We start from the raw sequence: 22436 nt of genomic DNA, 5'->3' as shown, positions 1-22436 counted from the left end.
GATCGTCCGTGAACCTCTCACTCGGCTCCGTGACGGCGACGACAAACGTCTGTGACGAATAGGCTGGAAACGGAGCGAACGACGCAAGACCGTCATACTCCAGATCGCCAACAGAAAAGGGGACGCCCGAAGACGCCCCCTTCCTCATCGTTCCGAGGTCCGGATCAGAACCGGGCGGTCAGGCTGACCGAACCGGTGGCCCCCAGGTCATAGCCGTTGATGACGATCTTGTTGCCCAGCTCCTGATACTCTTCGAAGCCGGTGCGCAGCAGGTTCCGCAGCTCGAGGGCGAAGCCCAGCTCGCGATCGCCGATGTCGAAGTCCTTGCGATAGACGAAGTCCAGGAAGACGCCCGGCTCCTGCACATAGTCGGGCTCACGAGCCCCCGCCGCACCGGCGCCGCGCGCCGTGATGCGCTCCGACACGAAGTTGACGATCAGGGTCGCCTGCGACCGCGCCGTATCGTCTTCCCAGCCCAGTTGCAGGTTGGCGACATGCTCGGACTGGCCCTGCAGACGGCTGCCGTCGGCGATGAAGAAGGCCGCCTGTTCGGGCTGTCCGCCGCCTCCCAGGGTCAGAACCGTATCGTCCGCGCCGACGTTCACTTCCGACTTGGCGTAGGTGTAGTTGCCCTGGACCAGCCACCGCTTGTTGGCCACGAAGCTCGAGCCGTTGTCGGGGAACTCGAAGAACTTCTTCACCTCGAACTCGGCGCCATACACGGTCGCCTCGGGCGCGTTCAGGAACGACTGCTGACGCTGGTTGCCGACGTCCACGATGGTCGCTTCGACCGGCTTGTCCAGCTTCTTGTAGAACAGTCCGGCCGTCACATACTGCTGACGCGCGAAGAACCACTCATACCGGGTGTCCAGGTTCAGGATCTCCGTATCCACCAGATACGGGTTGCCGATGAAGGTGCGGTTGCTCTCCGGGTCCGTATAGGCTTGGGGCGCCAGTTCGCGGAACTGCGGACGGCCGATCGTCTGCGACGCCCCCACGCGCAGTTGCTGGTTCTCGGCGAAGTTCCAGGTCGCGGTCAGCGAGGGCAGCACATACTGTTCGTCGATCTCGGTCGAGGGGAATAGGGTCGTGTTCCCGAACAGGTTGCGCGGCGTCACGCTCTGCTGGCCGTCCTCGAAACGGACGCCGAAGGTGGTGCGGACCAGCGGGATGATCTCCGCATCCACCATGCCGTAGACGGCGTTGACCTTCAGATCAGCGTCATAGGCGTTGTCGCCGTTGCCGCCGGCGATCTCGCGGATCTGCAGCGTCCACGGATTGATGTTGAAGTCGCTGGTCAGGAAATCGACCCGCGACAGGCGCTGCGAGTCCGTCAGACCATTGACCGCCTCGAACTGAAGGTCGCGACGTTCGGCCGACCGGGTGTTGTCGAACGCGGCGAAGCCCAGGCTGAACACGGCGTCCCGGCGCGACGACAGCGGCAGGCGATAGTTCAGGTCTGCGCCGCCCGAGAGGACTTCGTCCTCCAGCGAGCTGAAAGAGATCAGGTTGCCCTGGATATTGTGGATCCAGTCGCCGTCGGCGTTCTGTCCGTACTCGAACTTGGTCTCATAGGGGGCATCGCGCGACGTCCGCGCATAGGCGGCCCGCCAGTCCAGCGTCAGGGACCCGTCCATGAACTCGTGCTCGCCCGCCAGCTGGGTCGAGAACAGGTCTCGCACGAAATATTCGGTGTAGTCGGTCCGCAGGATCGACCCGCCGGCGTCGAAGTCCGGCCCCGCCTTGCTGCGCGCCGCCTTGGTCGTGTTGCGGACGTAGAAGTTGGTCCATTTCAGGGTGTGGAACTCGCCGGTCAGCGACAGTCCCGCCAGCAGGTTCAGCTGCACGTCGTTCTGTGTCGACCGGAAGGCGTAGTCCGTCACCGGAACCAGCACATCGCCCGAGAACTGGCCTTCCTGCTGCTGCCCCTGGCGCGTCTGCCAACTGTTGTCATAGCCGGCGGTCGCGAACATCCCCAGGGTGCCCAGACCGGTCTCGACCGAGGTCCCGCCCGAAAGGCCGAAGCCCACATCGACCGGAATCTGGTCCTGCTGCAGCAGACGCAGCGGCGAGTTGACCAGCGAATGGCCGATGGTCTGCAGTTCGTTGGCCGTGAAGTTGGCGGCATTCACCTGTTTGCCGGACTGGAAGGCCAGGTTCAGCGCCGACGGAATGTCCCGCGTGCCGTCGTCAAAGCCGGTGAAGTCCGTCCGCGAGCCGAAATAGATCAGGCCGTCCTTGGCCGTGGTCTCGCTGTCGACGCCGATCGACACGCTCATGTCGAAGAAGGGGTCGGTCGGGGCGTCGATCGTGCGCAGATCGACCACGCCGCCGCCGAACTCGCCGGGGAAGTTGGGCGAATAGGTCTTCTGGACCGTCACGCTCTCCAGGATGCCGGACGGAAACAGGTCCAACGGCACCACGCGCTGCAACGGTTCCGGGCTCGGCAGGGGCGAGCCGTTCAGCAGGGCCGACGAATACCGCTCGCCCAGGCCGCGCACATAGACGAACCGGCCTTCGACGATCGACAGACCCGTCACCCGGGTCAGGGCGGCGGCGGCGTTCGAATCGCCCGTGCGCTCCAGGTCCTCGGAGGTCAGGAAGGCCGCGACCTCTGAGCTTTCGCGGTTCGGCTGCGGAATGTTGCGGCCGAGGACGACGATCTCCTCGACGACGTCGGTCTGCTCCATATCGGGCTGGGCGGCCTCGACGGGCGCGGGTTGGGTCTGCGCGCGCGCCGGAAGGGCGACGAGCGCGCTGGTGGCCATCAGGACCCCGGTCAGGGTCAGAGCGAAGGTCTTCATGAACGGGGGCCTCGAAGAAGTCGGAACGGGCGAAGGGGGCGGCGGGCCTGTCCGGCGCCGCCGCCCTGTCGCGATCAGCAGCTCAGATCGGCGGTCAGGCCGCAGGTCCAGCCGCGCCACCAGACGTCGGAGCTGTTCTGGACGGCGCCGATGTAGGAGGTGTTGGTGAACCAGCTGTAGGCCGACGACGCGCTGGCGGCCGTCACCGCGTTCTCGTTGGCGCCGTTGATGAAGGTCAGCGTCTGGTTCGACAGCGAGGTGCCGCTGGCCGGCGCCGTCAGGGTCGAGGTTCCCAGGGCGGTGTTGTTCGAACCGGCGGTGAAGATCCCGGCCGAGCGGGCGGCGTTCGACGCGCGGTAGGAGATGCCGCAGGACATGAACACCGACTGGAACACCGGGGCCGAGGTCGCCGTATCTGCGTCGGCGATGTCCAGGCAGCCGGAGGCCGATCCCGAGACGTTCGTGAACACCGAGTTGATCACCGTCGCCTTGGTGCCGGTGTCGAAGTGGGCCACCGTGTGGGCGTCGGTCGGCGAGTTGCGGCCCACCAGGGTGAAGTTGGCGATCTTCGGCTGCGAGATGTAGCGCGAGGCCAGCGGAGTCGCGGCCGGGGCGGCCGAGAATTCGAAACCGGCCGAGCGGCTGGTCGAGTTCGGCGCGCGCTGGGTCACAATGCCGAACTGGGCGCCGCCGCGCCAACCCGTATCGGTGTCCAGCGCGTCGTCGTCGGCGCCGTTGATGACCAGGTAGCGCAGGTTGACGTTGCCGCCGAAGATTTCGATGCCGTCGTCGGAGCTGTTGTACGACTGCACGTATTCGATCGTGGTGCCCGAGCCGACGCCGGCCAGGGTCAGAGCCTGCAGCTCGTTGCCGGTCGAGATCTCAAAGCCCGAGTACTTGATCTGCACGTAGCGCAGACGGCCCGAGTTGTCGGCGGCTGTGTTGCCGCCGTAGAAGGCGCTGGTGCCCTCGACCTGGCCGGTGCAGGTGACCGGAGCGGTCAGCTGGCAGTTGGCCTGAGGGGCTCGGCCGGCGATGACGATGCCGCCCCACTGGCCCTGCGAGGTCGCGGTCGTCGTGCCTTCGATGTTCTGGCGGCTGGTGAAGATGATCGGCTGCGAGGCGGTGCCCTCGGCGAAGATCTGCGAGCCGCGATTGACGATCAGATAGTCGCCGCCGCCCGAGGCGAAGACGCGCACGCCCGGCTCAACCGTCAGAATGCCTTGCTGGCTGCCGGCGGTCGGAGCGGCCGGATCGATGCCACGGTCGGTGCCCACTTCGGTCCGGCCGGTGATCGAATAGATCGTGCCGGCGCGCAGCGGCACCGTCAGATTGCCGACGATCTGCTGCGGCAGCTGGCAGACACGCAGGGTGCCGTTGGCGATCAGGCCGACATTGGCGAAGCCGCTCGGGCAGTCCATGGCCGGCGTGCCCGGCGCGGGGTTGGTCGGGTTTCCGGGGTTGGTCGGGTTGCCGCCGTTGCCGAAGTCGCCTTCGCCGGGCGAAGCCACCTCGGACGAGCCGCAGGCCGCCAGCACCAGGGCGCTGGCCGCGACGGCGAGCGCAGATTTGAAACGAAGGCCGGTCATTATCAGGTCCTGTGTCTGTCCAACAGATCGACGGATCAGGAGGCTGCACGGCGTCTATCGCCCGGCGATGATCGCCGCCCCCCTGCCCTGACCGTGGCCTAAAGGTCGTCTGTGACAGGGCGTCGGAGAGTTGATGACGCTTGGATCGTCGTTCTTTGACGATGGCGCGGCGGGTCGATGACAGTCGGTGTCTGTACGGACCAATTCTCGCGACAGGCTCCCGCCGCCTGATCACATCAGGCGCTGAAGGTCGCACTCAGGGTTCGGGAGGATGCCGTCAGACCGCGCCTCACAGGCCTGGGTCTTCGCGCGTCAGGCTTCAGCCGAAGACGGCCGCCCACATGTGGCCGAGCACATTCAAGGCTCCGGCGCCGGCGGCGAACAGAAGAACAAGCGCCAGCGGCGTGGCGATCCTGACGTGACGATGCAAGAAATACAGAATCTCGCCGACCATCTCGTTTCCCCTGCCGACACCCCCGGTCATTCATCGACTCTACGTCGGCAGACTCATTAAATACCACAAATCCGTCGCAATCCCTAACGGGCGAACGCGGGTGCCGGGAATGTGATCTCAGACCAGGCGGCTCTGCACCAGGGCGGCGCCGATGAAGCTGGCGAACAGGGGATGAGGCGCGAACGGCCGGCTCTTCAGTTCGGGATGGTACTGCACGCCGATGAACCAGGGGTGGTCGGCCCGCTCCACCGTCTCGGGCAGCACGCCGTCGGGCGACAGGCCGGCAAAGCTCAGGCCGCCCCGGCTCTCGATCGCCTCGCGATAGTTGATGTTGACCTCGTAGCGGTGGCGATGCCGTTCGCTGATGTCCGTCGCCCCATAGATCTCGGCGATGCGGGACCCGACCTTCAGCGTGGAGTCGTAGGCGCCCAGGCGCATCGTCCCGCCCAGATCCCCGCCCTGCTGGCGCAGAACGCGCTGATTGCCCTGCGTCCATTCCGTCATCAGGCCCACGACCGGCTCCTCGGCCGGGCCGAATTCCGTCGACGAAGCCTTCGGCAGGCCGGCCAGGTTCCGCGCCGCCTCGATCACCGCCATCTGCATGCCGAAACAGATGCCGAAATAAGGGATGCGGTTCTCGCGGGCGAAGCGCGCCGCCTCGATCTTGCCCTCGGCTCCCCGTTCGCCGAACCCGCCGGGCACCAGAATGGCGTGGGCCCCTTGCAGGCGCGCGTTGCAGGCCTCGCGATCCCCCTCGAAGGTCTCCGCCTCGACCCAGTCGATGTTGACCTTGACCTTGTTCGCCACCCCGCCGTGATGCAGGGCCTCGATCAGGGATTTGTAGGCGTCCTTCAGCACCGTGTACTTGCCCACCACGGCCACGGTGACCTCTCCGTCCGGCTGCAGGCGGCGCCGCACGATCTCCTGCCAGCCCGCCAGATCCGGCTCGGGCGCGTCGGCCATGCCGAAGTGCGCCAGCACCTCGCGATCCAGCCCCTCGCGATGATAGTCCAGCGGAACCGCATAGATGTCGGCGGAATCCATCGCCTGGATCACGCCGCTTTCGCGGACATTGCAGAACAGGCCGATCTTGCGCTTTTCCTCCGCCGGGATCGGCTGTTCACAGCGGCACAGCAAGATGTCGGGCTGAATGCCGATCGACCGCAACTCCTTGACCGAGTGCTGCGTCGGCTTGGTCTTCATCTCGCCGGCCGTCTGGATGAACGGCAGCAGCGTCAGATGCACGAAACAGCTCTGTCCGCGCGGCAGATCCTGACCGAGCTGGCGAATGGCTTCGAAGAACGGCAGTCCTTCGATATCGCCGACCGTCCCGCCGATCTCGACCAGGACGAAATCCACATCCTCGCCGGCGTCGGTCAAGGCCTTGGTCAGGCAGAACGCCTTGATCTGGTCCGTGACGTGGGGAATGACCTGCACGGTCGCGCCCAGATAGTCGCCTCGGCGCTCCTTCTCGAGGATCGTCTGATAGATCCGCCCGGTGGTGATGTTGTCGCTCTTGGCGGCCGACACTCCGGTGAACCGCTCATAGTGGCCGAGGTCCAGATCGGTCTCGGCTCCGTCGTCGGTGACGAACACCTCGCCGTGCTGGTAGGGGCTCATCGTGCCCGGGTCCACGTTGAGATAAGGATCCAGCTTGCGCAGCCGGACCTTGTAGCCGCGCGCCTGCAGAAGCGCGCCGAGAGCGGCGGAAGCGAGGCCTTTTCCAAGAGAGGAAACCACGCCGCCGGTGATGAACACATAACGAGGCATGGGAAGTCACCTTAGCGCCGATTCGCCCCGGCGCGGCCCGGGCGTCGACGTCGCTCTTGTTGATAACGAAAAATACGCTCCGCCATCCGCGCGCGACGCCCGGATAGCGGAGACTTTGAGGGCGGGGACGGCGGCGGGAGAGGCCGCCGACGACATCCTTACTGTTGCGGGGCCGGAGCCGGCGCGCCGGCGGTCGGCAGGCTGGCTTCCAGGTCGTCCAGCGACGGCGCGGCCGGCTGGGCGGGGGTCTGCTGCGTCGGGGCCTGCTGCTGCGCGGGCGCCGGCTGCGAGTCGACGGCGATCGAGCCCACGGAGTCCGCATCGATGACCGAGGCGCTGTTGCGGTCCATGTTGCCGACGATCGTCAGGGCGATGGCGCAGACGCCGAACGCCGCGCCGAGCCACCAGGTGACCAGCGTCAGCAGATTGCCCGCCCCGCGCGCGGTCATGAAGCCCGACGGCCCGCCGCCCATGCCCAGGGCGCCGCCCTCGGACTTCTGCAGCAGCACGACCCCGGTCAGGGCGACCGAGATCAGGATCATGACGACGAGGAGAATGTTCTGGAGCATGGCCGCTTACATGTGTGGCGGAGGCCCGCCGATCAAGCGGCGGCCTCTAACACCTCATCGGCCGTCCGGCAACGCCGCTCAGGCGGTCGGGTTGGCGACGCGCTGTCTCGGTGACTGGCTGACGACCTCGCATCCGGCCACGACGCCCGGCCCCATGACCACGCCGCCGATCGCCACCATGGCGGCCTTGATCGCGCCCTCGTGCAGGCGGTTCCAGTCGCCGGCCACGGAGAACGGCGCGCGATGCGCCGTGCGGACGATGGCGTCGCGGAACCAGGCCTCCTTGGCGCGCACCTCCTCGACCGATTTGCCCGGCTTGAGATTGAGCTTCAGGCCCACGAAGACATAGTTGCGCAGCCGCCCGTCGGCGATCACCGGCAGGGACACCCCTGTGATGTTCACGGTCGGCGCGGCGTCCGTCTCGGCGCTCTCGGGCGCCGCGGCGGATGCGGACACGGCGCTGGCGGCGGCGAGACCGGCGGCCGAGGCGGAAATCATCTGACGACGGTTCATGCCCGACAGCATGACCCGAACGGCTTAGAGAATGCTGAATCTCCGGCTCACGCCGCTCGGCGAGACGGCCCCGGGCCTACGCCTATCCGTGCGTCCAGCCGCCCTGCCCCGCCGGCGTGTCCAGGCCCAGATATCGCACCTGGACCGCGCCGGGCCCGGCCGCCGTCGCCTCGCCGATGCAGGTGACCCGGACATGCAGCCCCTCGGCGCGGCGCCGCACCCGATCCTCGTCTTCGGCTCGCACGGTGAAGGCGATTTCATAGTCGTCACCGCCTGTGGCCAGCGACAGCAGGGCGTCCTGATGATCGGCGCGCGCCTCGACCCAGGCCTGACCGGCGGCCGACAGCGGCAAGGTCTCCAGGGCGAGCACCAGCCCGACACCGCTGGCCACGGCGATATGGCCCAGATCCGCCACCAACCCGTCCGAAACGTCCAGAGACGCTGTTGCGAACTCCCGGATCACCGGCGCCAGGGCCAGTTGCGGCGACGGACGACGATAGTGTTCGATCAGGGACTCAAGCCGCTCCGGCGCGGCCCGCAACCGGCCCTGTGCGGCCGCCAGACCCAGACGGCCGTCCCCTATCCGGCCGCTGACGAAGACCTTGTCGCCCGGCCGCGCGCCGTCACGACCGACCGTCTCGCCCCGCGCCGCCCAGCCGAGCATGGTCAGGGCGAAAGTCGCCGGCCCGGGCGTCGAGACGGTGTCCCCGCCCAGCAGGCTCACGCCGAACGCCTGCTGGTCGACCGCCAGCCCGGCCGCGAAACGCTCCCGCTCGCTCCAGCCGCAGCGAGAGGACCAGGCGCAGGCCAGCATATAGCCGAAAGACTCCGCTCCCTTGGCGGCCAGATCCGAAAGGTTCACCCGGATCAGCTTCTGCGCTACCGTGTCCAGCGGATCGTCGGGCAGGAAATGCACCCCTTCCACGATCGCATCCTTGGTCAGGATGAGGTCATACCCGGGTCGCGACGGCAGGGCCGCCACATCGTCCTTCAGTCCCCGCGCCCACTGCGGGTGTGCCAGCGGCGCGAACAGGTCGCGAATGGTGCTGAACTCGAGGCTCATGACGCCTCGCCGCGATCAGCGATGGGGGCGCACGTCGCGGGCCACCCCGTCCAGCGCCGCATTGACGAACTTGGCCTCGCTGTCGTCGAAGAAGGCCTTGGCCAGTTCGACGTATTCGTTCAGCACCACCTCGCGCGGGGCCTCGGGCTTGTGCGCCAGCTCCCAGGCGCCGGACCGCAGCAGGGCGCGCAATGTGGCGTCCAGCCGCTCCAGCTTCCAGTTCGAAGCCAGCCGCTTGGTCACGGCCGCGTCGATCGCCTTCTGGTCACCGACCACGCCGCGCACCAGGTCCGCGAACCAGTCCTCGTCGGCCTCGGCCAGCATCTCGCCCTCGATGTCGCCGTCGAATCGATGGTTGGAGAACTCGCTGATGACGGTCTCCACGCCCTCTCCCGCCAGCTCCATCTGGTACAGGGCCTGCACGGCGGCCAGGCGCGCGACGGTGCGGGCGCGGCGCTGACGCCCGCTCAGATGCGGCTCAGCGCGTGAGGCTTCGGCCTCGGCCAGTTGATCGAGTACGGATTTCAGGCTGTTCGGTTCGGTCATCCGCCGAGCCCGTGCCGCAACCGCTTGCGCAATGCAATCAAATCCAGACAGGCGCGGGCGGCGAACCCGCCCTTGTCGCCCTCGCTGACGCGCGCGCGCGCCCAGGCCTGATCCTCGTCTTCGGTCGTCAGAATGCCGTTGCCGATGGCCAGACCCTTCAGGCCCAGCTGGGTGATCCCGGCCGCCGACTGGTCCGCCACGATCTCGAAATGATAGGTCTCGCCGCGAATGATCGTGCCCAGGGCGACGAAGCCGTCATAGCGCGGCGCCGTGGGATAACGACCGGCCTCGTCGGCCATGGCGATCACCGTCGGCACCTCCAGGGCGCCCGGCACGGTCACCACGTCGAACTCCGCCCCCCGCGCCCGCAGGGCGTCCTTGGCCCCTTCCAGCAGGGCGTCGGCCAGGTCGTCATAGAACCGCGCCTCGACGATCAGGATCCGGAACGGCTCGCTCATGACCTCGTCTCTCCGTCCATGTCGCGCCAGCCGACGATGCGCAGGCCATAGCCTTCCAACGCCGTCGGCTCGGGCCGCGTCGAACTCATCACCACCATGTCCCGCACGCCCAGATCCAGCAGGATCTGCGCCCCGACGCCGTAAGCCTTCAGAACACGTTCGCTCGACTTGTCCGGTCCCGCCAGACGCTCGGCCAGACCCTGCAGCGCCGGATCGCGCAACAGGACGACCACCCCCGGCCCGTCCACGGCGCTGATCGTCTTCAGGGCCGAGGCGATATAGTCCTGCCGGTTCGGCACATGACCCAGCAGGTCGGCGGCCACATCCACCTGATGCATCCGCACGAGGGTCGGCTTGCCCGGCTCGATCCGGCCATGGACCAGGGCGATATGCTCGGCCCCCTCGATGACGTTGCGATACAGCATCAGGCGGAACGGCCCGCCGTGAACGCTGTCGAACGGCGTATCCAGCACTCGCTCCACGAACCGTTCCGTCCGGCGGCGATAGGCGATCAGATCGGCGATCGTGCCGATCTTCAACCCATGCAGCTGGGCGAAGGCGATCAGGTCCGGCATCCGGGCCATGGTGCCGTCTTCGTTCATAATCTCGCAGATCACGCCCGCCGGGGTCAGCCCTGCCATCCGGCTGATGTCCACCGCCGCCTCGGTGTGGCCGGTGCGGACCAGAACCCCGCCGTCCCGCGCCACCAGAGGAAACACATGCCCTGGCGAAACGATGTCGTCGGCGCCCTTGTTCGGATCGACGGCCGCCTGCACCGTGCGGGCGCGGTCGGCGGCGGAGATGCCGGTCGTCACGCCTTCCCTCGCCTCGATCGAGACAGTGAAGGCCGTGCCCATGCTGGTCCGGTTCTCGGCCGCCATCGGCGGCAGGCGCAACTGCCGCGCGCGATCCGCCGTGATGGCCAGACAGATCAGACCTCGCGCATGGCGAGCCATGAAGTTGATCTGATCCGGCGTGGCGAACTGGGCCGGAATGATGATGTCGCCTTCGTTCTCACGATCCTCGGCGTCCACCAGGATATAGGGACGGCCGTTCCGGGCGTCCTCCAGAATGTCCTCGATCGGACTGATCGGGCTGTCGTTCATATTGGCTGCAAGCTGCATCAGGCCGTCTCCTGCCACCGCGCCAGATACCGCGCCAGCATGTCGATTTCGAGGTTCACCGCGTCGCCCGGCTTCAGCGCGCCCAGCGTCGTCGCCTCCCAGGTATGCGGAATGATGTTCAGGTCGAAGCGACGCCCATCCACCGCATTCACCGTCAGGGACACCCCGTCCACGGTGATCGAGCCCTTGGCGGCGATGTAGCGATGCAGCGGCGCGAGCGCCTCGACCACGATGCGGTGCGATCCTCCGACCGGTTCGATCGACACCACGCGGCCCAGGCCGTCGACATGGCCTGACACCACATGGCCGCCCATCTCGTCGCCCAGCCTGGCGGCGCGCTCCAGATTGACCCGGCTGCCCTCGACCCAGCCGCCCAGCGTCGTTTTGGACAGGGTCTCGTCCGACACCTCGACGGCGAACCAGTGGTCGCCCTTCTCGACGACCGTCAGGCAGCAGCCCGCATGGCTGACAGAGGCGCCCAGGTCGATGCCGGACACGTCCCAGGCGGTCTCGACCTCATAGCGCCGGTCACGCTCCGTCTGATCGACCCGCCGGACGCGGCCGATGTCGGTGATGATGCCAGTGAACACGCCTCAAAGCCTTTCGTAGCGTTCCCACAGATCGTCACCCACAGGCTCGACCGCAAGACGCTTGAACTTCGGCGCATTCACCAGGCGCGCCAGGGCCAGATTGGCCACCCCCGGCCGGCCGTCGCCGCCCAGCAGCATGGGAGCGCGGAACCATTCGATCGCATCCACCACCCCGGCCAGGACGAAGGCCGCCGCAACTCGTCCGCCGCCCTCGACCATCAGGTCTTTCACCTCGCGTTCGTGCAGCAGGCTCAATACGGCCGGGACCGCGCAACGCCCCGCTGCGTCGGCGGCCACCTGCACCACTTCGGCGCCGCCGATGGGCTGCGGCTCGCGGGTTGTCAGGATCAATGTCCCAGCAACCGCCAGCCGGGCGAACGGCGGCGTCCTCTGCCGGCTGTCCAGCACCACCCGCAGGGGATCGACGGCGGTCTCGCCTTCGGGCACCCGAGCGGTCAGGCGGGGATCGTCGGCCAGCACCGTCTCGACCCCCACCAGAATGGCGTCCGCCTGGGCGCGCAGCCGGTGCCCCTGCAGCCGCGCCTCCGGCCCCGTGATCCACTGGCTCTCGCCCGTCGAGGTGCCGATCCGGCCGTCCAGCGAGGTGGCGATCTTCAGGGTGACGCGCGGCCGTGAACCGCCCGGCGCGCTCATCGCTCGCCGCCGTCGTCCAGCCCCTCGGCTCCCAGGAACCGCGCGAAGTCGCCCGTGTGCCGGAAGTCCTTGTAGACCGAAGCGTAGCGGACATAGGCCACCTCATCCACGCCCTTCAGCGCCTTCATGATGAAGTCGCCGACGACGCTGGACGGGATCTCGGTCTCGCCGAGGCTCTCCAGCTGGCGCACGATCCGGCTGACCAGCTGCTCGACCTGGTCCGGCTGCACCGGCCGTTTCCTCAGGGCGATGCCTAGCGACCGCTCCAGCTTGTCACGGTCGAACGGCGTGCGCCGCCCGTTGCGCTTCAGGATGACCAGTTCGCGCAACTGCACCCGCTCGAATGTCGTGAACCGCCCCTCGCAGGCCGGGCACATACGCCGGCGCCGGATGGCCGAACCGTCGTCCGACGGCCGGCTGTCCTTCACCTGTGTGTCCGCATGTCCGCAAAAAGGGCACTTCATCTGTGGCTTACCCGTAGATCGGGAAGCGGTGCGTCAACTCCCGCACCTGGGCCGCGACCGAGGCGACCACAGCCGGATCGGCTTCATCCCCGCCGTTCATCGACGAGACGACGTCGGCGATCCAGTGACCGATCTGCTCGAACTCGGCCACGCCGAAGCCGCGCGTCGTGCCCGCCGGCGTGCCCAGGCGAACGCCCGAGGTGACGGTGAACGGCGCGGTGTCGAACGGCACGCCGTTCTTGTTGCAGGTCATCAGCGCCTTTTCGAGCTCATGCTCGGTCGCCTTGCCGGTCACGCCCTTGGGCCGCAGATCGACCAGCATCAGGTGGCTGTCGGTGCCGCCCGAGACGATGGCCAGGCCGCGGTCCACCAGCACGGCCGCCAGGGCCTGGGCGTTCTTCACCACCTGCTGTGCGTACAGCTTGAACTCGGGCTTCAGCGCCTCGCCGAACGCCACCGCCTTGCCGGCGATCACATGCTCCAGCGGCCCGCCCTGCAGGCCAGGGAACACCGCCGAGTTGATCTTCTTGCCCAGGTCCACATCGTTGGACAGGATCATCCCGCCTCGGGGCCCGCGCAGGGTCTTGTGCGTGGTCGTGGTCACGACGTGGGCGTGCGGGATCGGGTCCGGGTAGACCCCGCCCGCGATCAGCCCCGCATAGTGGGCCATGTCGACCATCAGATAGGCGCCGACCGAATCCGCGATCTCGCGGAACCGCTTGAAGTCGATGTGACGCGAATAGGCGGACGCCCCGGCCAGGATGAGCTTGGGCTTCTCCTTCTCGGCCATCTCGGCGACGTTGTCATAGTCGATCAGGTGATCGTCCTCATTGACCTTGTAGGTCACGGGCCGGAACCATTTGCCCGACTGGTTGGCCGGCGACCCGTGCGTCAGGTGCCCGCCGCAGGCCAGGTCCATGCCCAGGAAGGTGTCGCCGGGCTGCAGCAGGGTGAAGAACACCGCCTGGTTCGCCTGGGCGCCCGAGTGCGGCTGGACGTTGGCGAAGGCCGCGCCGAACAGCTGTTTGGCCCGCTCCCGCGCCAGGTCCTCGGTGACGTCCACGAACTCGCAACCGCCGTAGTAGCGGCGTCCCGGGTAGCCCTCCGCGTATTTGTTGGTCAGGACCGAGCCCTGCGCGTCCAGCACCGCGCGCGAGACAATGTTCTCGGACGCGATCAGCTCGATCTGCTCCTGCTGACGCCCCAGTTCGCCCTGGATGCCCTTGAAGATCTCGGGATCAGCGTCCGCCAGGGTCTTCGAGAAATAGTCGGCATGGGTGAAGGCGGTCACTGGCGAGTCCCCGAAGACGCAAAATCTGCCGCCTATCTAGTCCCGACGGCGCATCGCCACAACATCTTGTGGCTCAGCCCGCTGCCAGCGCCCGCTTCAGCTTGGCGACGGCGATCCGCTCGACCGCCTTCGGCTCGTTCGCCGGTCCCATGGCGCTGACCTCGCGCCCGCTGGCGACATGGATGGCCGAGCATTTGACATAAGCGCCGTTGCGCACGAACTCGACGATCACCTCGCCGAGCGCATCGTCGGTCATCACGCCGCCGTCGGCATCCGCGCGATGCGGCAGTGCGACCACAGCTTGTCCATGGCCGAGACCAGGGCGTCCATCATCTCATCGGTGTGGTTCGGCGAGGGAGTGAAGCGCAGGCGCTCGGTGCCCTTGGGCACGGTCGGATAGTTGATCGGCTGCACATAGACGCCGTGCTCTTCCAGCAGCATGTCCGACACCATCTTGGTGTGCACCGGATCGCCGACCATCACCGGCACGATGTGGCTGTCATTGGCCATAACCGGAATGCCGGCGGCGGCGAAACGGTCCTTCAGCGCCTGGGCGCGTTCCTGATGCGCCGTGCGCAGTTCGGGGTGGGTTTTCAGGTGACGCACCGAGGCCAGGGCGCCCGCCGTCAGGGCCGGCGGCAGGGAGGTGGTGAAGATGAAGCCCGAGGCCCAGCTGCGCACGGCGTCCACGATCACGGCGTCCGCCGCGATATAGCCGCCCATCACGCCCACGGCCTTGCCCAGGGTGCATTCGATGATGTCGATCTGGTTCAGAACGCCGTCGCGCTCGGCCACGCCGGCGCCGGTCTCGCCGTACAGGCCGACCGCGTGGACCTCGTCCAGATAGGTCATGGCGTTGTACTGACGCGCCAGGGCGATCGTGCCCTTCAGGTCGGCGATGTCGCCGTCCATTGAATAGACGCTCTCGAAGGCGATCAGCTTGGGCGCATCGGCCGGCGCGGCGGCCAGCAACTGCTCCAGATGCCCCAGGTCGTTGTGCCGGAACACATGCCGCTCGCACCCGCCGTGGCGAATGCCCGCGATCATCGAGGCGTGGTTGAGGGCATCGGAAAAGATGATCAGGCCCGGCAGGATCTTCTGCAGGGTCGCCAGGGTCGCCTCGTTGCCGACATAGCCCGAGGTGAACAGCAGGGCCGCTTCCTTCTGGTGCCAGGACGCCAGTTCGGCCTCCAGGTCCACCGCCGAACGGGTGGTGCCCGAAATGTTGCGCGTGCCGCCGGCGCCGGCGCCCGCCGCCTCGATCTCGACCGTCATGGCCTCGATCACCGCCGGATGCTGGCCCATGCCCAGATAGTCATTCGAGCACCAGATGACGACGTCCTGCTCGGACCCGTCCTCGCGCCGCCGCACGGCCATCGGAAACTGGCCGCGCACACGTTTCAGGTCGGCGAAGACGCGATAGCGCCCCTCCCCCTTCACCTGCTCGACGGCGGTCTCGAATGCAGCCTTGTAGTCGTACACGTCCAACGGCTCTTCAGCGCCCGGCCGGGCCCCACGAAATTCAGCCGGGCTATTGCGCTGATTGAGCCCTCATGTCCATGGCGCCGACAAGGACAAAACGTCCTAACCGCTCAATTGATAACGATTATCAGGTCGCATTGCGGCCCGATGCGCTGTTGCTCATCCCGACGCTCTAACCCCCATCTGACGGCGTACTCAAATCCGTTGCAGGATGCTATCGGTCCCTTGCCATTGCTTTTGTGAACAGGGAGAAAAAAATATCAGCTTTCAGCGACTGAAAAGCAGGCCAGCTTTGGCTGGCCAGCACAATCACCCTAGATTGATGAAAATATACTCCGGAAAGCTGCCACATAAATGTTTGTTTATAACGTAAATGATGTCCGTGTGGCTAAAAAAATGTCAATTTCGATGTTTGTTTTTAGCTTCATCATTGCATCTTGCAGTCCGAAAATTTCTACTACCAGTCCTGAAGATGCGATTTCTGACTGCCGCAAAGGCATAAATTGCGTCCCGATGTCCACAGATATTGAGAACGACGCCAGATACGATCTGCCAGACTGGCCGACTCAAAAATTGTGCATGAATAAATTATATACTGTTCGTGAATACAGGACTTCATACGGAAATGGATACCACTATAAATGCCAAGTATCAGATTTGGTTGGAGAGTATAGAGTATTTATTCCATTTGAACGGTCACAGACATGGGGCCGCCATTATACGCGATATGCTTATGTTCGGGATGAAAGTCTTCCACGTCACGTATTACTGCTTAATAGAATAGAGAAATTAGATAACTGAATCGTGAAATTTGATGTGAAAGGCTCGACATCTAAGTTGCACGATCATGGACCAGTTCCTTTTCCTTCACTCCCGCCCCTCCAGCGCGCCCATCGGAACCCGCGTCACCTGCACGTCCTCCTTGTTGGCCGCATAGGCCACATACAGATGGCCGTTCCACACCACGCTCTTGGGGTAGTGATAGCCGGGCCGCTTGTACTGCCCCTCGAACCGCAGGGGCTGCAGGTCGCCCTGTCCGCGCAACAGGTAGCTGCGGTCGAACCGCCGCCCGTCGTCGCTCAGGGTCACGGCCAGCGGAATGCGCGGCCGGTCGCTGTTCGGCGCATTGACCAGATAGGCCGTCCCGTCCGGCAGGTTCCCCGCGCTCTGCTTGGCGCGTGAATCCGGCATGTCGGTCAGGACCGGCGCCGACCAGGTCTCGCCCCGGTCACAGCTTTCCGTGGCGATCTGGCGGAAACTCAGCTCCTCGTCGCGAAACACCATCACCAGGCAACCATCCGCGCGCCGGAAAAGGCTGGGCTCGATCTCGCGGCTCAGCCGCTTCTCATGCTCCGCCGCCGCGCCCGAGATGTCGCGCGGCAGGTTCTGATAGGCCCCAGGCCGCCAGCCGGTCCGGCCCAGAGGATCATCGGTGAACCACGGCCGCGCGATCATGCCGGGCCGCATGTGAAAGGCCGTATGCACCCGCCCGCCGTAGGCATGCGGATCCTGTTCGATCACCCCCTCGACCGGCGCCCCGTCGGCGCCCATGACCCGCTGCGGCGCGGACCAGGTCGCCCCGTCCGCGCTGGTCCGGTATTCGGCGTATCCGCCCGCGCCCGACTGGAACCCGTCCGGCCAGACGTTGACATAGGCGACCAGAGTCTGGCCGTCCGTCATCCAGCCGCCGCTGGAATGCATCCGCCCGCCCTGCCCTGCGGGCTCCAGCACCACGGGCGCGCTCCAGGTCTCGCCGTCGTCGCTGACAGCATGGACCACATGGGTGTCGGCGCTGTCCTCGTCCTTCGCCGAGGTCTGCCACATGGCGTGCAGCCGTCCCCTGAACGGGATCAGCACCACCCCGTTGTTGAACCTCTGGTCCGCCTCGGTCGGCGCAAAAACGGTGAAGGTCTCCGTTCCCGGCGCGGGCCTCAGCCCCAGGTCCGGCCGCCCGGCGCCGAACAGCCCCGGCGCCACGGCATAGGGCGCCGCCAGACCTCCGCCACCGATTCCCTGACCGACGGCCTGACCTCCGATAGTCGTCAGGCCCACTGCCAGGGCTAAGCTGACGATCCTCATGATGCCTCCGGCCTCCCAATCCCTTCCGTGCATCCCGGCGAAGGCCGGGATCCAGGCGGCGAGGTCAAGGGGTGGATGTGTCGCGGGTGATCCAGCGGCGCGACCTGGATCCCGGCCTTCGCCGGGATGCACGGTGGAATAGACGCGTCAGCCGGGCTTGCGGAAGCGATAGACGAACTGGTCCGTCTTGCCGCGAATGGCCGCGCCGAAGACGTTGATCGAATGGTCATCGGCCGGGTTGCGCAGCGCCTGGCTCTCGCCCTCGAAGACAAAGCCCGCCGCCTCCACCTGCTTCCTCAACGCCGCCCCCTCGATCCGGTGCAGGGTGCCGGCGACCGAAATCCCGGTCCCCGCCGCCGCCTCGTGGTCGATCAGCACATAAAGGCCGCCGGGCTTCAGCACCTCGAACACCCTTGCGTTCATCCGGTCCACGTCCACCCCGAACCGGGGAATGGTGAAGTCGTGGTACTCCTGGCTCATGAAGACGATGTCCAGCGGTTCGCCGAAGGCGAAGCTGGCGGCGTCCAGATCGCCGTTGACCTTCGTCACATTGGCCAGCCGCTCGTCGACGGGCGCGAAGGTGACATTGTCCCGCTCGGCCGTGCGGTTGGGGATGAAGCCATAGACGTGGCCGCCAGGTCCCACCGCCAGCGAGAACAGGGTGGTGAAATAGCCCGCCCCGGGCCGCACGTCGGCGATCCGGTCGCCCGGCGCCACGCGGGCGAAGGCCAGGATGTCGGCCGGATGACGCAGCGAATCGCGCTCCACATCGGCCGCCGGACGCGAGGGATCGGCCACCACCTCGGCATAGGTGTCGGCCGCCGCCAGGGCGCCCGACGCGGCCGGGGCCTGCACCACCACCCGCTCGCCGCCGCTGCTCTCGATGACGATGCACCCCGACAGCAGGGCCGCCAGCGCCACGCCCGCCGCCGCTCCGATGAAACGCTTCGCCATCCGAACCTCCCACGCGAAAATTGCGGTGCGATTAGCCGCCAATTGCCCCTGCCTGGCAAGCCGTTCCCTCAGCGGAAGTCAGCGCCTATAAGCCGCGCCATGTCCGTCCCGCCCTTCGCGCCCGCGCCCTTTCCCCTCGCCCGCCCCCGCCGCCTGCGCGCCCAGCCGTGGATTCGCCGCCTGGTGGCCGAGACGACCCTGTCGCCCGCCGACCTCGTCTGGCCCCTGATCGTCCACGACGGCGCCGACGACCGCGTGCCCGTGCCCTCGATGCCTGGCGTCTTTCGCCTGTCGCCGAGCGAAGCGGCCAGGGCCGCCGTCCAGGCTCGCGACCTGGGCATCCCCATGGTCGCGCTGTTCCCCAATGTGGACGGCGCGATCAAGGACAGCATCGGCAGCGGCGCCACCGACCCGGACGGCCTGATCCCCGACTGCATCCGCGCCATCAAGGACGCCGCGCCCGAGATCGGCGTCATGACCGACGTCGCGCTGGACTGCTACACCGACCACGGCCACGACGGGGTGCTGGAGGACGGCCGCATCCTCAATGACGCCTCCCTCGACCGCCTGTCGGAACAAGCCTTCATCCACGCCCACGCCGGGGCCGACGTCGTCGCTCCCTCCGACATGATGGACGGCCGCATCCAGGCCGTGCGCGAGGCGTTGGAGGCCAACGGCTTCCAGGACACCCTGATCCTGTCCTACGCCGCCAAATACGCCTCGGCCTTCTACGGCCCCTATCGCGACGCGGTCGGGTCAGCCAGGGCCCTGACCGGCGACAAGAAGACCTATCAGATGGACTTCGCCAACTCCGACGAGGCCCTGCGCGAGGTGGCCATGGACATCGCCGAGGGGGCCGACGCCGTCATGGTCAAGCCGGGCCTGCCCTATCTCGACATCGTCCGCCGCGTGTCCGAGACCTTCAGGGTCCCGACCTTCGCCTATCAGGTCAGCGGCGAGTACGCGATGGTGCGGGCCGCCATGGCCAACGGCTGGCTGGACGAGGACCGCGCCATCCTCGAAAGCCTGCACGCCTTCAAACGCGCGGGCGCCGCGGGCGTCCTGACCTATTTCGCGCCCCAGGCGGCGCGCCTGCTGGGCGCGTGACCATGAGCGACCAGGACTATGTCTATGACGAGGCCACCGGCGAATGGCTCAGCCCCGCCGAGGCCGCTGAAAAGGCCGCCGCCGATGTGGTCAAGGTGGTCGATTCCGTCGGCAACCCGCTCGTCGACGGCGACAGCGTCACCCTGATCAAGGATCTGACCGTCAAGGGCGCCGGCCAGACGCTGAAGCGCGGCACGGTCATCAGATCGATCCGCCTGACCGGCGACGATCAGGAAATCGACTGCCGCCACCCGACCATAAAGGGCCTGGTCCTGCGCGCCGAGTTCGTGCGGAAGGTCTAACGCTCTGACCGACCGCTTTGCCCGCGCGCAGGCGAAATGCTATGTGTATCGGACAAGGAATGGATGCACATCATGCGCACCAACATCGTCATCGACGACGCCCTGATGGCCGAGGCCCAGGCCGTCACCGGATCGAAGACCAAGCGTGAAACCGTCGATCTGGCTTTGCGCGCCCTGATCCGGCTCCAGCGCCAGGCGGAAATTCGTCGCTACAAGGGTCGGCTTGAATGGCAGGGCGACCTCGACGCCCTGCGTGCCGACGCCGCGTGATCCTCGTCGATTCCAGCGTCTGGATCGATTTCTTCAACGGCCGGGATACGCCGGAAGCCACACGCCTCGATCTCTATCTGGGCGTCCAGCCGGTGGCCGTCGGCGATCTGATCCTGACAGAGGTGCTCCAGGGATTTCGTTCGGACCGGGACTTCGACCGCGCCCGGATCCTGCTGTCGGCCTGCGAGCCGATCGAGATCGGCGGCGTGGACCTGGCCGTTCAGGCAGCGCGCAACTTTCGTCGCCTGCGGGCGCTCGGTGTCACCGTTCGCAAGACCATCGACTGCCTGATCGCCACCCGCTGCATCGAAAGCGGCCACGACCTGCTCTACAGCGACCGCGACTTCGACCCGTTCGTCGCGCACCTGGGCATGACGACCGCCTGATCCTGTTCAGCGCGTCTCCGACCGCGCCATCAGGGCGATCAGATCATCTTTCCAGAACTGCGGCCAGGTATGCGTCCCGTGCCCCTTCCCCTCGGGGCTGTTGGGGATCAACCGATAGGTCCCGTTGCGGAGCCTCGGCGCGAACCGTTCCGACAGGCCCAGCTCCGGCGGATTGATGAAATCGTCCGCCGAGTTGATCCAGGTCACTGGCGCCGTGATCGCCTCCAGCCCGGCCGAAGGATCATAGTCCCACGAGGCGTTGACCTGATACCAAAGGTCATTGGCGTCCAGCGGCGGGATGCGACGCGCGATCTGTGCCGTCATCCAGGCGTCAGCCGCATCCGCCGTCGGCAAGTCCTTCTGCATCGCCATCGGCGCCGACCCGGCCAGGATCAGCAGGTCCACCGCCGTTCTCAGCCCCTGCACCGGCTGGACTTCATAATCGCCGCCTCGCCAGGCCGGATCAGCGCGGATCGCGTCCTTCAGCATCGACCGCCACAGTCGGTTGCGCCCCACGATCGCGGTCGGCTGGCAGGCCATCGGCATCAGGGCCTGGGCGAAGTCCGGATGCGCCTGCCCCCAGACGAAAGCGTGCATGCACCCCATCGAGGTTCCAAAGATCAGCCTCAGCCGATCGACGTTCAGGCCCTCGACCAGCAGCCGCCGCTGCGCCTCGACCATGTCGGCGTATCCATACTCAGGAAACCGCGCGCGCAGGCCGTCGCTGGGCTTGGACGATCCCCCATGGCCCAGATTGTCGGGCAGGATGATGTAGTATTTCGCCGCATCCAGCGGCTGGCCGGGGCCGAACAGTTCGGCGAAATGCGGCTGCAGGAACTGCGCGCCGGTTCCGCCCGTGCCGTGCAGCACCATCACGGCGTTGGTCACCCGTCCCTCGGCGTCGCGCCGCGGCGTCCCAAGCGTGCGATAGTGCATCTTCAGCTCGGCCAGGGCCCCGCCGGATGCGATGGGAAAGTCGCGCGTGGTCCAGTCGCCCTCGGTCACGGCCGGGGTCGACGGCGCGGTCGCCTGGGCGCCTGCCTGACCCGCGCAGATCAGGACCGTCGCGGCGCTCGCCGCCGCCAGAAATCGTCTCACTTCGCCTCTCCCGGTCCGGGCAGTCGCGCCTTCAGGCTGGAGGTGTCCCAGCGATTCCCGCCCATCGCCTGCACCTCGGCATAGAACTGGTCGACCAGCGCCGTCAGCGACAGCCGCGCGCCATTACTCCGCGCCTCGTCCAGCACCAGCCCCAGGTCCTTGCGCATCCAGTCGACGGCGAAGCCGAACTCGAACTCCCCCCTCGCCGCCGTCTTCCAACGATTGTCCATCTGCCAGCTCTGGGCCGCCCCCTTGGACACGGCGTCATAGGCCTTGTCGGTGTCCAGCCCGGCGACCTGGGCGAAATGCACCGCCTCGGCTAGGCCCTGAACGACGCCCGCGATGGCGATCTGGTTGACCATCTTGGTCAGTTGCCCCGCCCCCGACGGCCCCATGTGCTGCACAGCCTTGGAATAGGCGTCCAGCGCCGGTCGCGCCCGCTCCAGCGCCGCTGCGTCGCCGCCCGCCATCACGCTCAACTGGCCGTTCTCGGCGCCGGCCTGTCCGCCCGAAACCGGCGCGTCGACAAAGCTGATGCCCCGGCTCGCCGCCAGTTCCGACATCTCCCGCGCCACCCGCGCCGAGGTGGTCGTGTGGTCCACGACCACCGCCCCGGCGGCCAGATGCGGCAGGGCCGCCGTCACGACCGAGCGGACGTCGTCGTCATTGCCGACACACAGGATGAACAGCTCGGCGCCCGTCGCCGCCGCCTCGACCGTTTCCGCGAACAGTCCGCCATGAGCTTCCGCCCAGGTCCTCGCCTTGGCCGACGAGCGGTTATAGCCGGCCACCTCATGCCCGGCCGCGACCAGATGCCGGGCCATCGGCCCGCCCATCACGCCCAGTCCGGCGAAACCGATCTTCATGGC

24 protein-coding genes are annotated in these 22436 nt (G+C 66.8%); 4 read left to right on the top strand and 20 right to left on the bottom strand.

All coding sequences use genetic code 11. From position 1 onward, the window contains the following. Positions 1-164: 164 nt before the first annotated feature. From ACO2Q1_RS10095 to ACO2Q1_RS10010, 18 genes are all read right to left on the bottom strand, one after another. Positions 165-2804 (bottom strand): TonB-dependent receptor domain-containing protein, encoded by a 2640-nt coding sequence (locus ACO2Q1_RS10095; protein WP_423329381.1) that lies wholly within the window; start codon positions 2802-2804, stop codon positions 165-167. Positions 2805-2878: 74 nt separating this feature from the next. Next, the gene (locus ACO2Q1_RS10090) at positions 2879-4393 is read right to left on the bottom strand and encodes a hypothetical protein (RefSeq protein WP_423329380.1); all 1515 of its coding nucleotides are present in this window, start codon (positions 4391-4393) and stop codon (positions 2879-2881) included. A 319-nt stretch (positions 4394-4712) separates the two neighbouring features. Further along, positions 4713-4877 (bottom strand): hypothetical protein, encoded by a 165-nt coding sequence (locus ACO2Q1_RS10085; RefSeq protein ID WP_423329379.1) that lies wholly within the window; start codon positions 4875-4877, stop codon positions 4713-4715. A gap of 87 nt (positions 4878-4964) precedes the next feature. Beyond that, positions 4965-6617 (bottom strand): CTP synthase, encoded by a 1653-nt coding sequence (locus ACO2Q1_RS10080; RefSeq protein ID WP_423329378.1) that lies wholly within the window; start codon positions 6615-6617, stop codon positions 4965-4967. Between the two features lie 158 nt (positions 6618-6775). Beyond that, positions 6776-7186 (bottom strand): preprotein translocase subunit SecG, encoded by a 411-nt coding sequence (gene secG / locus ACO2Q1_RS10075; RefSeq protein WP_423329377.1) that lies wholly within the window; start codon positions 7184-7186, stop codon positions 6776-6778. A gap of 78 nt (positions 7187-7264) precedes the next feature. After that, positions 7265-7699, bottom strand: coding sequence for a hypothetical protein (locus ACO2Q1_RS10070; RefSeq protein WP_423329376.1), 435 nt, complete (start codon positions 7697-7699; stop codon positions 7265-7267). A gap of 82 nt (positions 7700-7781) precedes the next feature. Further along, the gene (thiL, locus tag ACO2Q1_RS10065) at positions 7782-8762 is read right to left on the bottom strand and encodes a thiamine-phosphate kinase (protein WP_423329375.1); all 981 of its coding nucleotides are present in this window, start codon (positions 8760-8762) and stop codon (positions 7782-7784) included. A gap of 15 nt (positions 8763-8777) precedes the next feature. Beyond that, positions 8778-9308 (bottom strand): transcription antitermination factor NusB, encoded by a 531-nt coding sequence (nusB, locus tag ACO2Q1_RS10060; protein WP_423329374.1) that lies wholly within the window; start codon positions 9306-9308, stop codon positions 8778-8780. Continuing rightward, the gene (ribH, locus tag ACO2Q1_RS10055) at positions 9305-9766 is read right to left on the bottom strand and encodes a 6,7-dimethyl-8-ribityllumazine synthase (RefSeq protein WP_423329373.1); all 462 of its coding nucleotides are present in this window, start codon (positions 9764-9766) and stop codon (positions 9305-9307) included. Before ribH ends, nusB begins: the two co-directional genes overlap by 4 nt. After that, on the bottom strand, positions 9763-10890 hold the full coding sequence (ribB, locus tag ACO2Q1_RS10050; RefSeq protein ID WP_423329372.1) for a 3,4-dihydroxy-2-butanone-4-phosphate synthase: 1128 nt from the start codon (positions 10888-10890) through the stop codon (positions 9763-9765). The genes ribH and ribB overlap by 4 nt, the downstream gene beginning before the upstream one ends. Then, entirely contained in the window at positions 10890-11480 is a 591-nt protein-coding gene (locus tag ACO2Q1_RS10045) for a riboflavin synthase (protein ID WP_423329371.1), read from the bottom strand. The genes ribB and ACO2Q1_RS10045 overlap by 1 nt, the downstream gene beginning before the upstream one ends. 3 nt (positions 11481-11483) lie before the next feature. Continuing rightward, positions 11484-12134, bottom strand: coding sequence for a RibD family protein (locus tag ACO2Q1_RS10040; protein WP_423329370.1), 651 nt, complete (start codon positions 12132-12134; stop codon positions 11484-11486). After that, entirely contained in the window at positions 12131-12598 is a 468-nt protein-coding gene (gene nrdR / locus ACO2Q1_RS10035; RefSeq protein WP_423329369.1) for a transcriptional regulator NrdR, read from the bottom strand. The genes ACO2Q1_RS10040 and nrdR overlap by 4 nt, the downstream gene beginning before the upstream one ends. A 7-nt stretch (positions 12599-12605) precedes the next feature. Next, positions 12606-13889: a serine hydroxymethyltransferase gene (glyA, locus tag ACO2Q1_RS10030; protein ID WP_423329368.1), complete on the bottom strand. Its 1284-nt coding sequence runs from the start codon at positions 13887-13889 to the stop codon at positions 12606-12608. 73 nt (positions 13890-13962) lie between these two features. Next, complete coding sequence (locus ACO2Q1_RS10025; RefSeq protein ID WP_423329367.1) at positions 13963-14145, bottom strand: DUF6898 family protein; 183 nt, start codon at positions 14143-14145, stop codon at positions 13963-13965. Further along, complete coding sequence (hemA, locus tag ACO2Q1_RS10020; protein ID WP_423329366.1) at positions 14145-15371, bottom strand: 5-aminolevulinate synthase; 1227 nt, start codon at positions 15369-15371, stop codon at positions 14145-14147. Before hemA ends, ACO2Q1_RS10025 begins: the two co-directional genes overlap by 1 nt. A gap of 867 nt (positions 15372-16238) precedes the next feature. Continuing rightward, positions 16239-17450: a sialidase family protein gene (locus tag ACO2Q1_RS10015; RefSeq protein ID WP_423329365.1), complete on the bottom strand. Its 1212-nt coding sequence runs from the start codon at positions 17448-17450 to the stop codon at positions 16239-16241. A 147-nt stretch (positions 17451-17597) separates the two neighbouring features. Continuing rightward, a complete protein-coding gene (locus ACO2Q1_RS10010; protein WP_423329364.1) occupies positions 17598-18404 on the bottom strand; it encodes a class I SAM-dependent methyltransferase in 807 nt (268 codons plus the stop codon). A 99-nt stretch (positions 18405-18503) separates the two neighbouring features. On the opposite strand from ACO2Q1_RS10010, the gene hemB reads away from it, so the two are divergent. The 4 genes from hemB (at position 18504) to vapC (ending at position 20469) form a co-directional block, all read left to right on the top strand. Continuing rightward, positions 18504-19511, top strand: coding sequence for a porphobilinogen synthase (gene hemB / locus ACO2Q1_RS10005; protein ID WP_423329363.1), 1008 nt, complete (start codon positions 18504-18506; stop codon positions 19509-19511). 86 nt (positions 19512-19597) lie between these two features. Next, entirely contained in the window at positions 19598-19813 is a 216-nt protein-coding gene (locus tag ACO2Q1_RS10000; RefSeq protein WP_423329479.1) for an alkylphosphonate utilization protein, read from the top strand. Positions 19814-19885: 72 nt separating this feature from the next. Continuing rightward, positions 19886-20083: a type II toxin-antitoxin system VapB family antitoxin gene (locus tag ACO2Q1_RS09995; RefSeq protein ID WP_423329362.1), complete on the top strand. Its 198-nt coding sequence runs from the start codon at positions 19886-19888 to the stop codon at positions 20081-20083. After that, positions 20080-20469, top strand: coding sequence for a type II toxin-antitoxin system VapC family toxin (gene vapC / locus ACO2Q1_RS09990; protein WP_423329361.1), 390 nt, complete (start codon positions 20080-20082; stop codon positions 20467-20469). The genes ACO2Q1_RS09995 and vapC overlap by 4 nt, the downstream gene beginning before the upstream one ends. A gap of 6 nt (positions 20470-20475) precedes the next feature. On the opposite strand, the gene ACO2Q1_RS09985 is transcribed toward vapC, so the two are convergent. Both ACO2Q1_RS09985 and ACO2Q1_RS09980 read right to left on the bottom strand, forming a co-directional pair. Next, positions 20476-21567 carry an alpha/beta fold hydrolase gene (locus tag ACO2Q1_RS09985; protein WP_423329360.1) on the bottom strand — a complete coding sequence of 364 codons (1092 nt, stop codon included), beginning with the start codon at positions 21565-21567 and terminating at the stop codon, positions 20476-20478. Continuing rightward, the gene (locus ACO2Q1_RS09980) at positions 21564-22433 is read right to left on the bottom strand and encodes an NAD(P)-dependent oxidoreductase (RefSeq protein ID WP_423329359.1); all 870 of its coding nucleotides are present in this window, start codon (positions 22431-22433) and stop codon (positions 21564-21566) included. Before ACO2Q1_RS09980 ends, ACO2Q1_RS09985 begins: the two co-directional genes overlap by 4 nt. Positions 22434-22436: the final 3 nt, after the last annotated feature.

Origin of the sequence: Brevundimonas sp. VNH65, assembly GCF_049445955.1 — a bacterium.
Taxonomy (GTDB): domain Bacteria; phylum Pseudomonadota; class Alphaproteobacteria; order Caulobacterales; family Caulobacteraceae; genus Brevundimonas.
Note: the sequence above shows the minus strand (reverse complement) of the source record. Positions and strands in the feature narration are given on the sequence as shown.

What these genes read in the sequence shown, in the direction of transcription:
- nrdR (WP_423329369.1), bottom strand. Translation starts at nt 12,598, where the DNA reads ATGAAGTGCCCTTTTTGCGGACATGCGGACACACAGGTGAAGGACAGC.
- ACO2Q1_RS10085 (WP_423329379.1), bottom strand. Translation starts at nt 4,877, where the DNA reads ATGACCGGGGGTGTCGGCAGGGGAAACGAGATGGTCGGCGAGATTCTG.
- ACO2Q1_RS10010 (WP_423329364.1), bottom strand. Translation starts at nt 18,404, where the DNA reads ATGGCGAAGCGTTTCATCGGAGCGGCGGCGGGCGTGGCGCTGGCGGCC.
- ACO2Q1_RS10015 (WP_423329365.1), bottom strand. Translation starts at nt 17,450, where the DNA reads ATGAGGATCGTCAGCTTAGCCCTGGCAGTGGGCCTGACGACTATCGGA.
- ACO2Q1_RS10090 (WP_423329380.1), bottom strand. Translation starts at nt 4,393, where the DNA reads ATGACCGGCCTTCGTTTCAAATCTGCGCTCGCCGTCGCGGCCAGCGCC.
- secG (WP_423329377.1), bottom strand. Translation starts at nt 7,186, where the DNA reads ATGCTCCAGAACATTCTCCTCGTCGTCATGATCCTGATCTCGGTCGCC.
- hemB (WP_423329363.1), top strand. Translation starts at nt 18,504, where the DNA reads ATGTCCGTCCCGCCCTTCGCGCCCGCGCCCTTTCCCCTCGCCCGCCCC.
- ACO2Q1_RS09980 (WP_423329359.1), bottom strand. Translation starts at nt 22,433, where the DNA reads ATGAAGATCGGTTTCGCCGGACTGGGCGTGATGGGCGGGCCGATGGCC.
- ribB (WP_423329372.1), bottom strand. Translation starts at nt 10,890, where the DNA reads ATGCAGCTTGCAGCCAATATGAACGACAGCCCGATCAGTCCGATCGAG.
- thiL (WP_423329375.1), bottom strand. Translation starts at nt 8,762, where the DNA reads ATGAGCCTCGAGTTCAGCACCATTCGCGACCTGTTCGCGCCGCTGGCA.
- nusB (WP_423329374.1), bottom strand. Translation starts at nt 9,308, where the DNA reads ATGACCGAACCGAACAGCCTGAAATCCGTACTCGATCAACTGGCCGAG.
- ribH (WP_423329373.1), bottom strand. Translation starts at nt 9,766, where the DNA reads ATGAGCGAGCCGTTCCGGATCCTGATCGTCGAGGCGCGGTTCTATGAC.
- ACO2Q1_RS10080 (WP_423329378.1), bottom strand. Translation starts at nt 6,617, where the DNA reads ATGCCTCGTTATGTGTTCATCACCGGCGGCGTGGTTTCCTCTCTTGGA.
- ACO2Q1_RS09995 (WP_423329362.1), top strand. Translation starts at nt 19,886, where the DNA reads ATGCGCACCAACATCGTCATCGACGACGCCCTGATGGCCGAGGCCCAG.
- ACO2Q1_RS10070 (WP_423329376.1), bottom strand. Translation starts at nt 7,699, where the DNA reads ATGAACCGTCGTCAGATGATTTCCGCCTCGGCCGCCGGTCTCGCCGCC.
- ACO2Q1_RS10095 (WP_423329381.1), bottom strand. Translation starts at nt 2,804, where the DNA reads ATGAAGACCTTCGCTCTGACCCTGACCGGGGTCCTGATGGCCACCAGC.
- ACO2Q1_RS10025 (WP_423329367.1), bottom strand. Translation starts at nt 14,145, where the DNA reads ATGACCGACGATGCGCTCGGCGAGGTGATCGTCGAGTTCGTGCGCAAC.
- ACO2Q1_RS10040 (WP_423329370.1), bottom strand. Translation starts at nt 12,134, where the DNA reads ATGAGCGCGCCGGGCGGTTCACGGCCGCGCGTCACCCTGAAGATCGCC.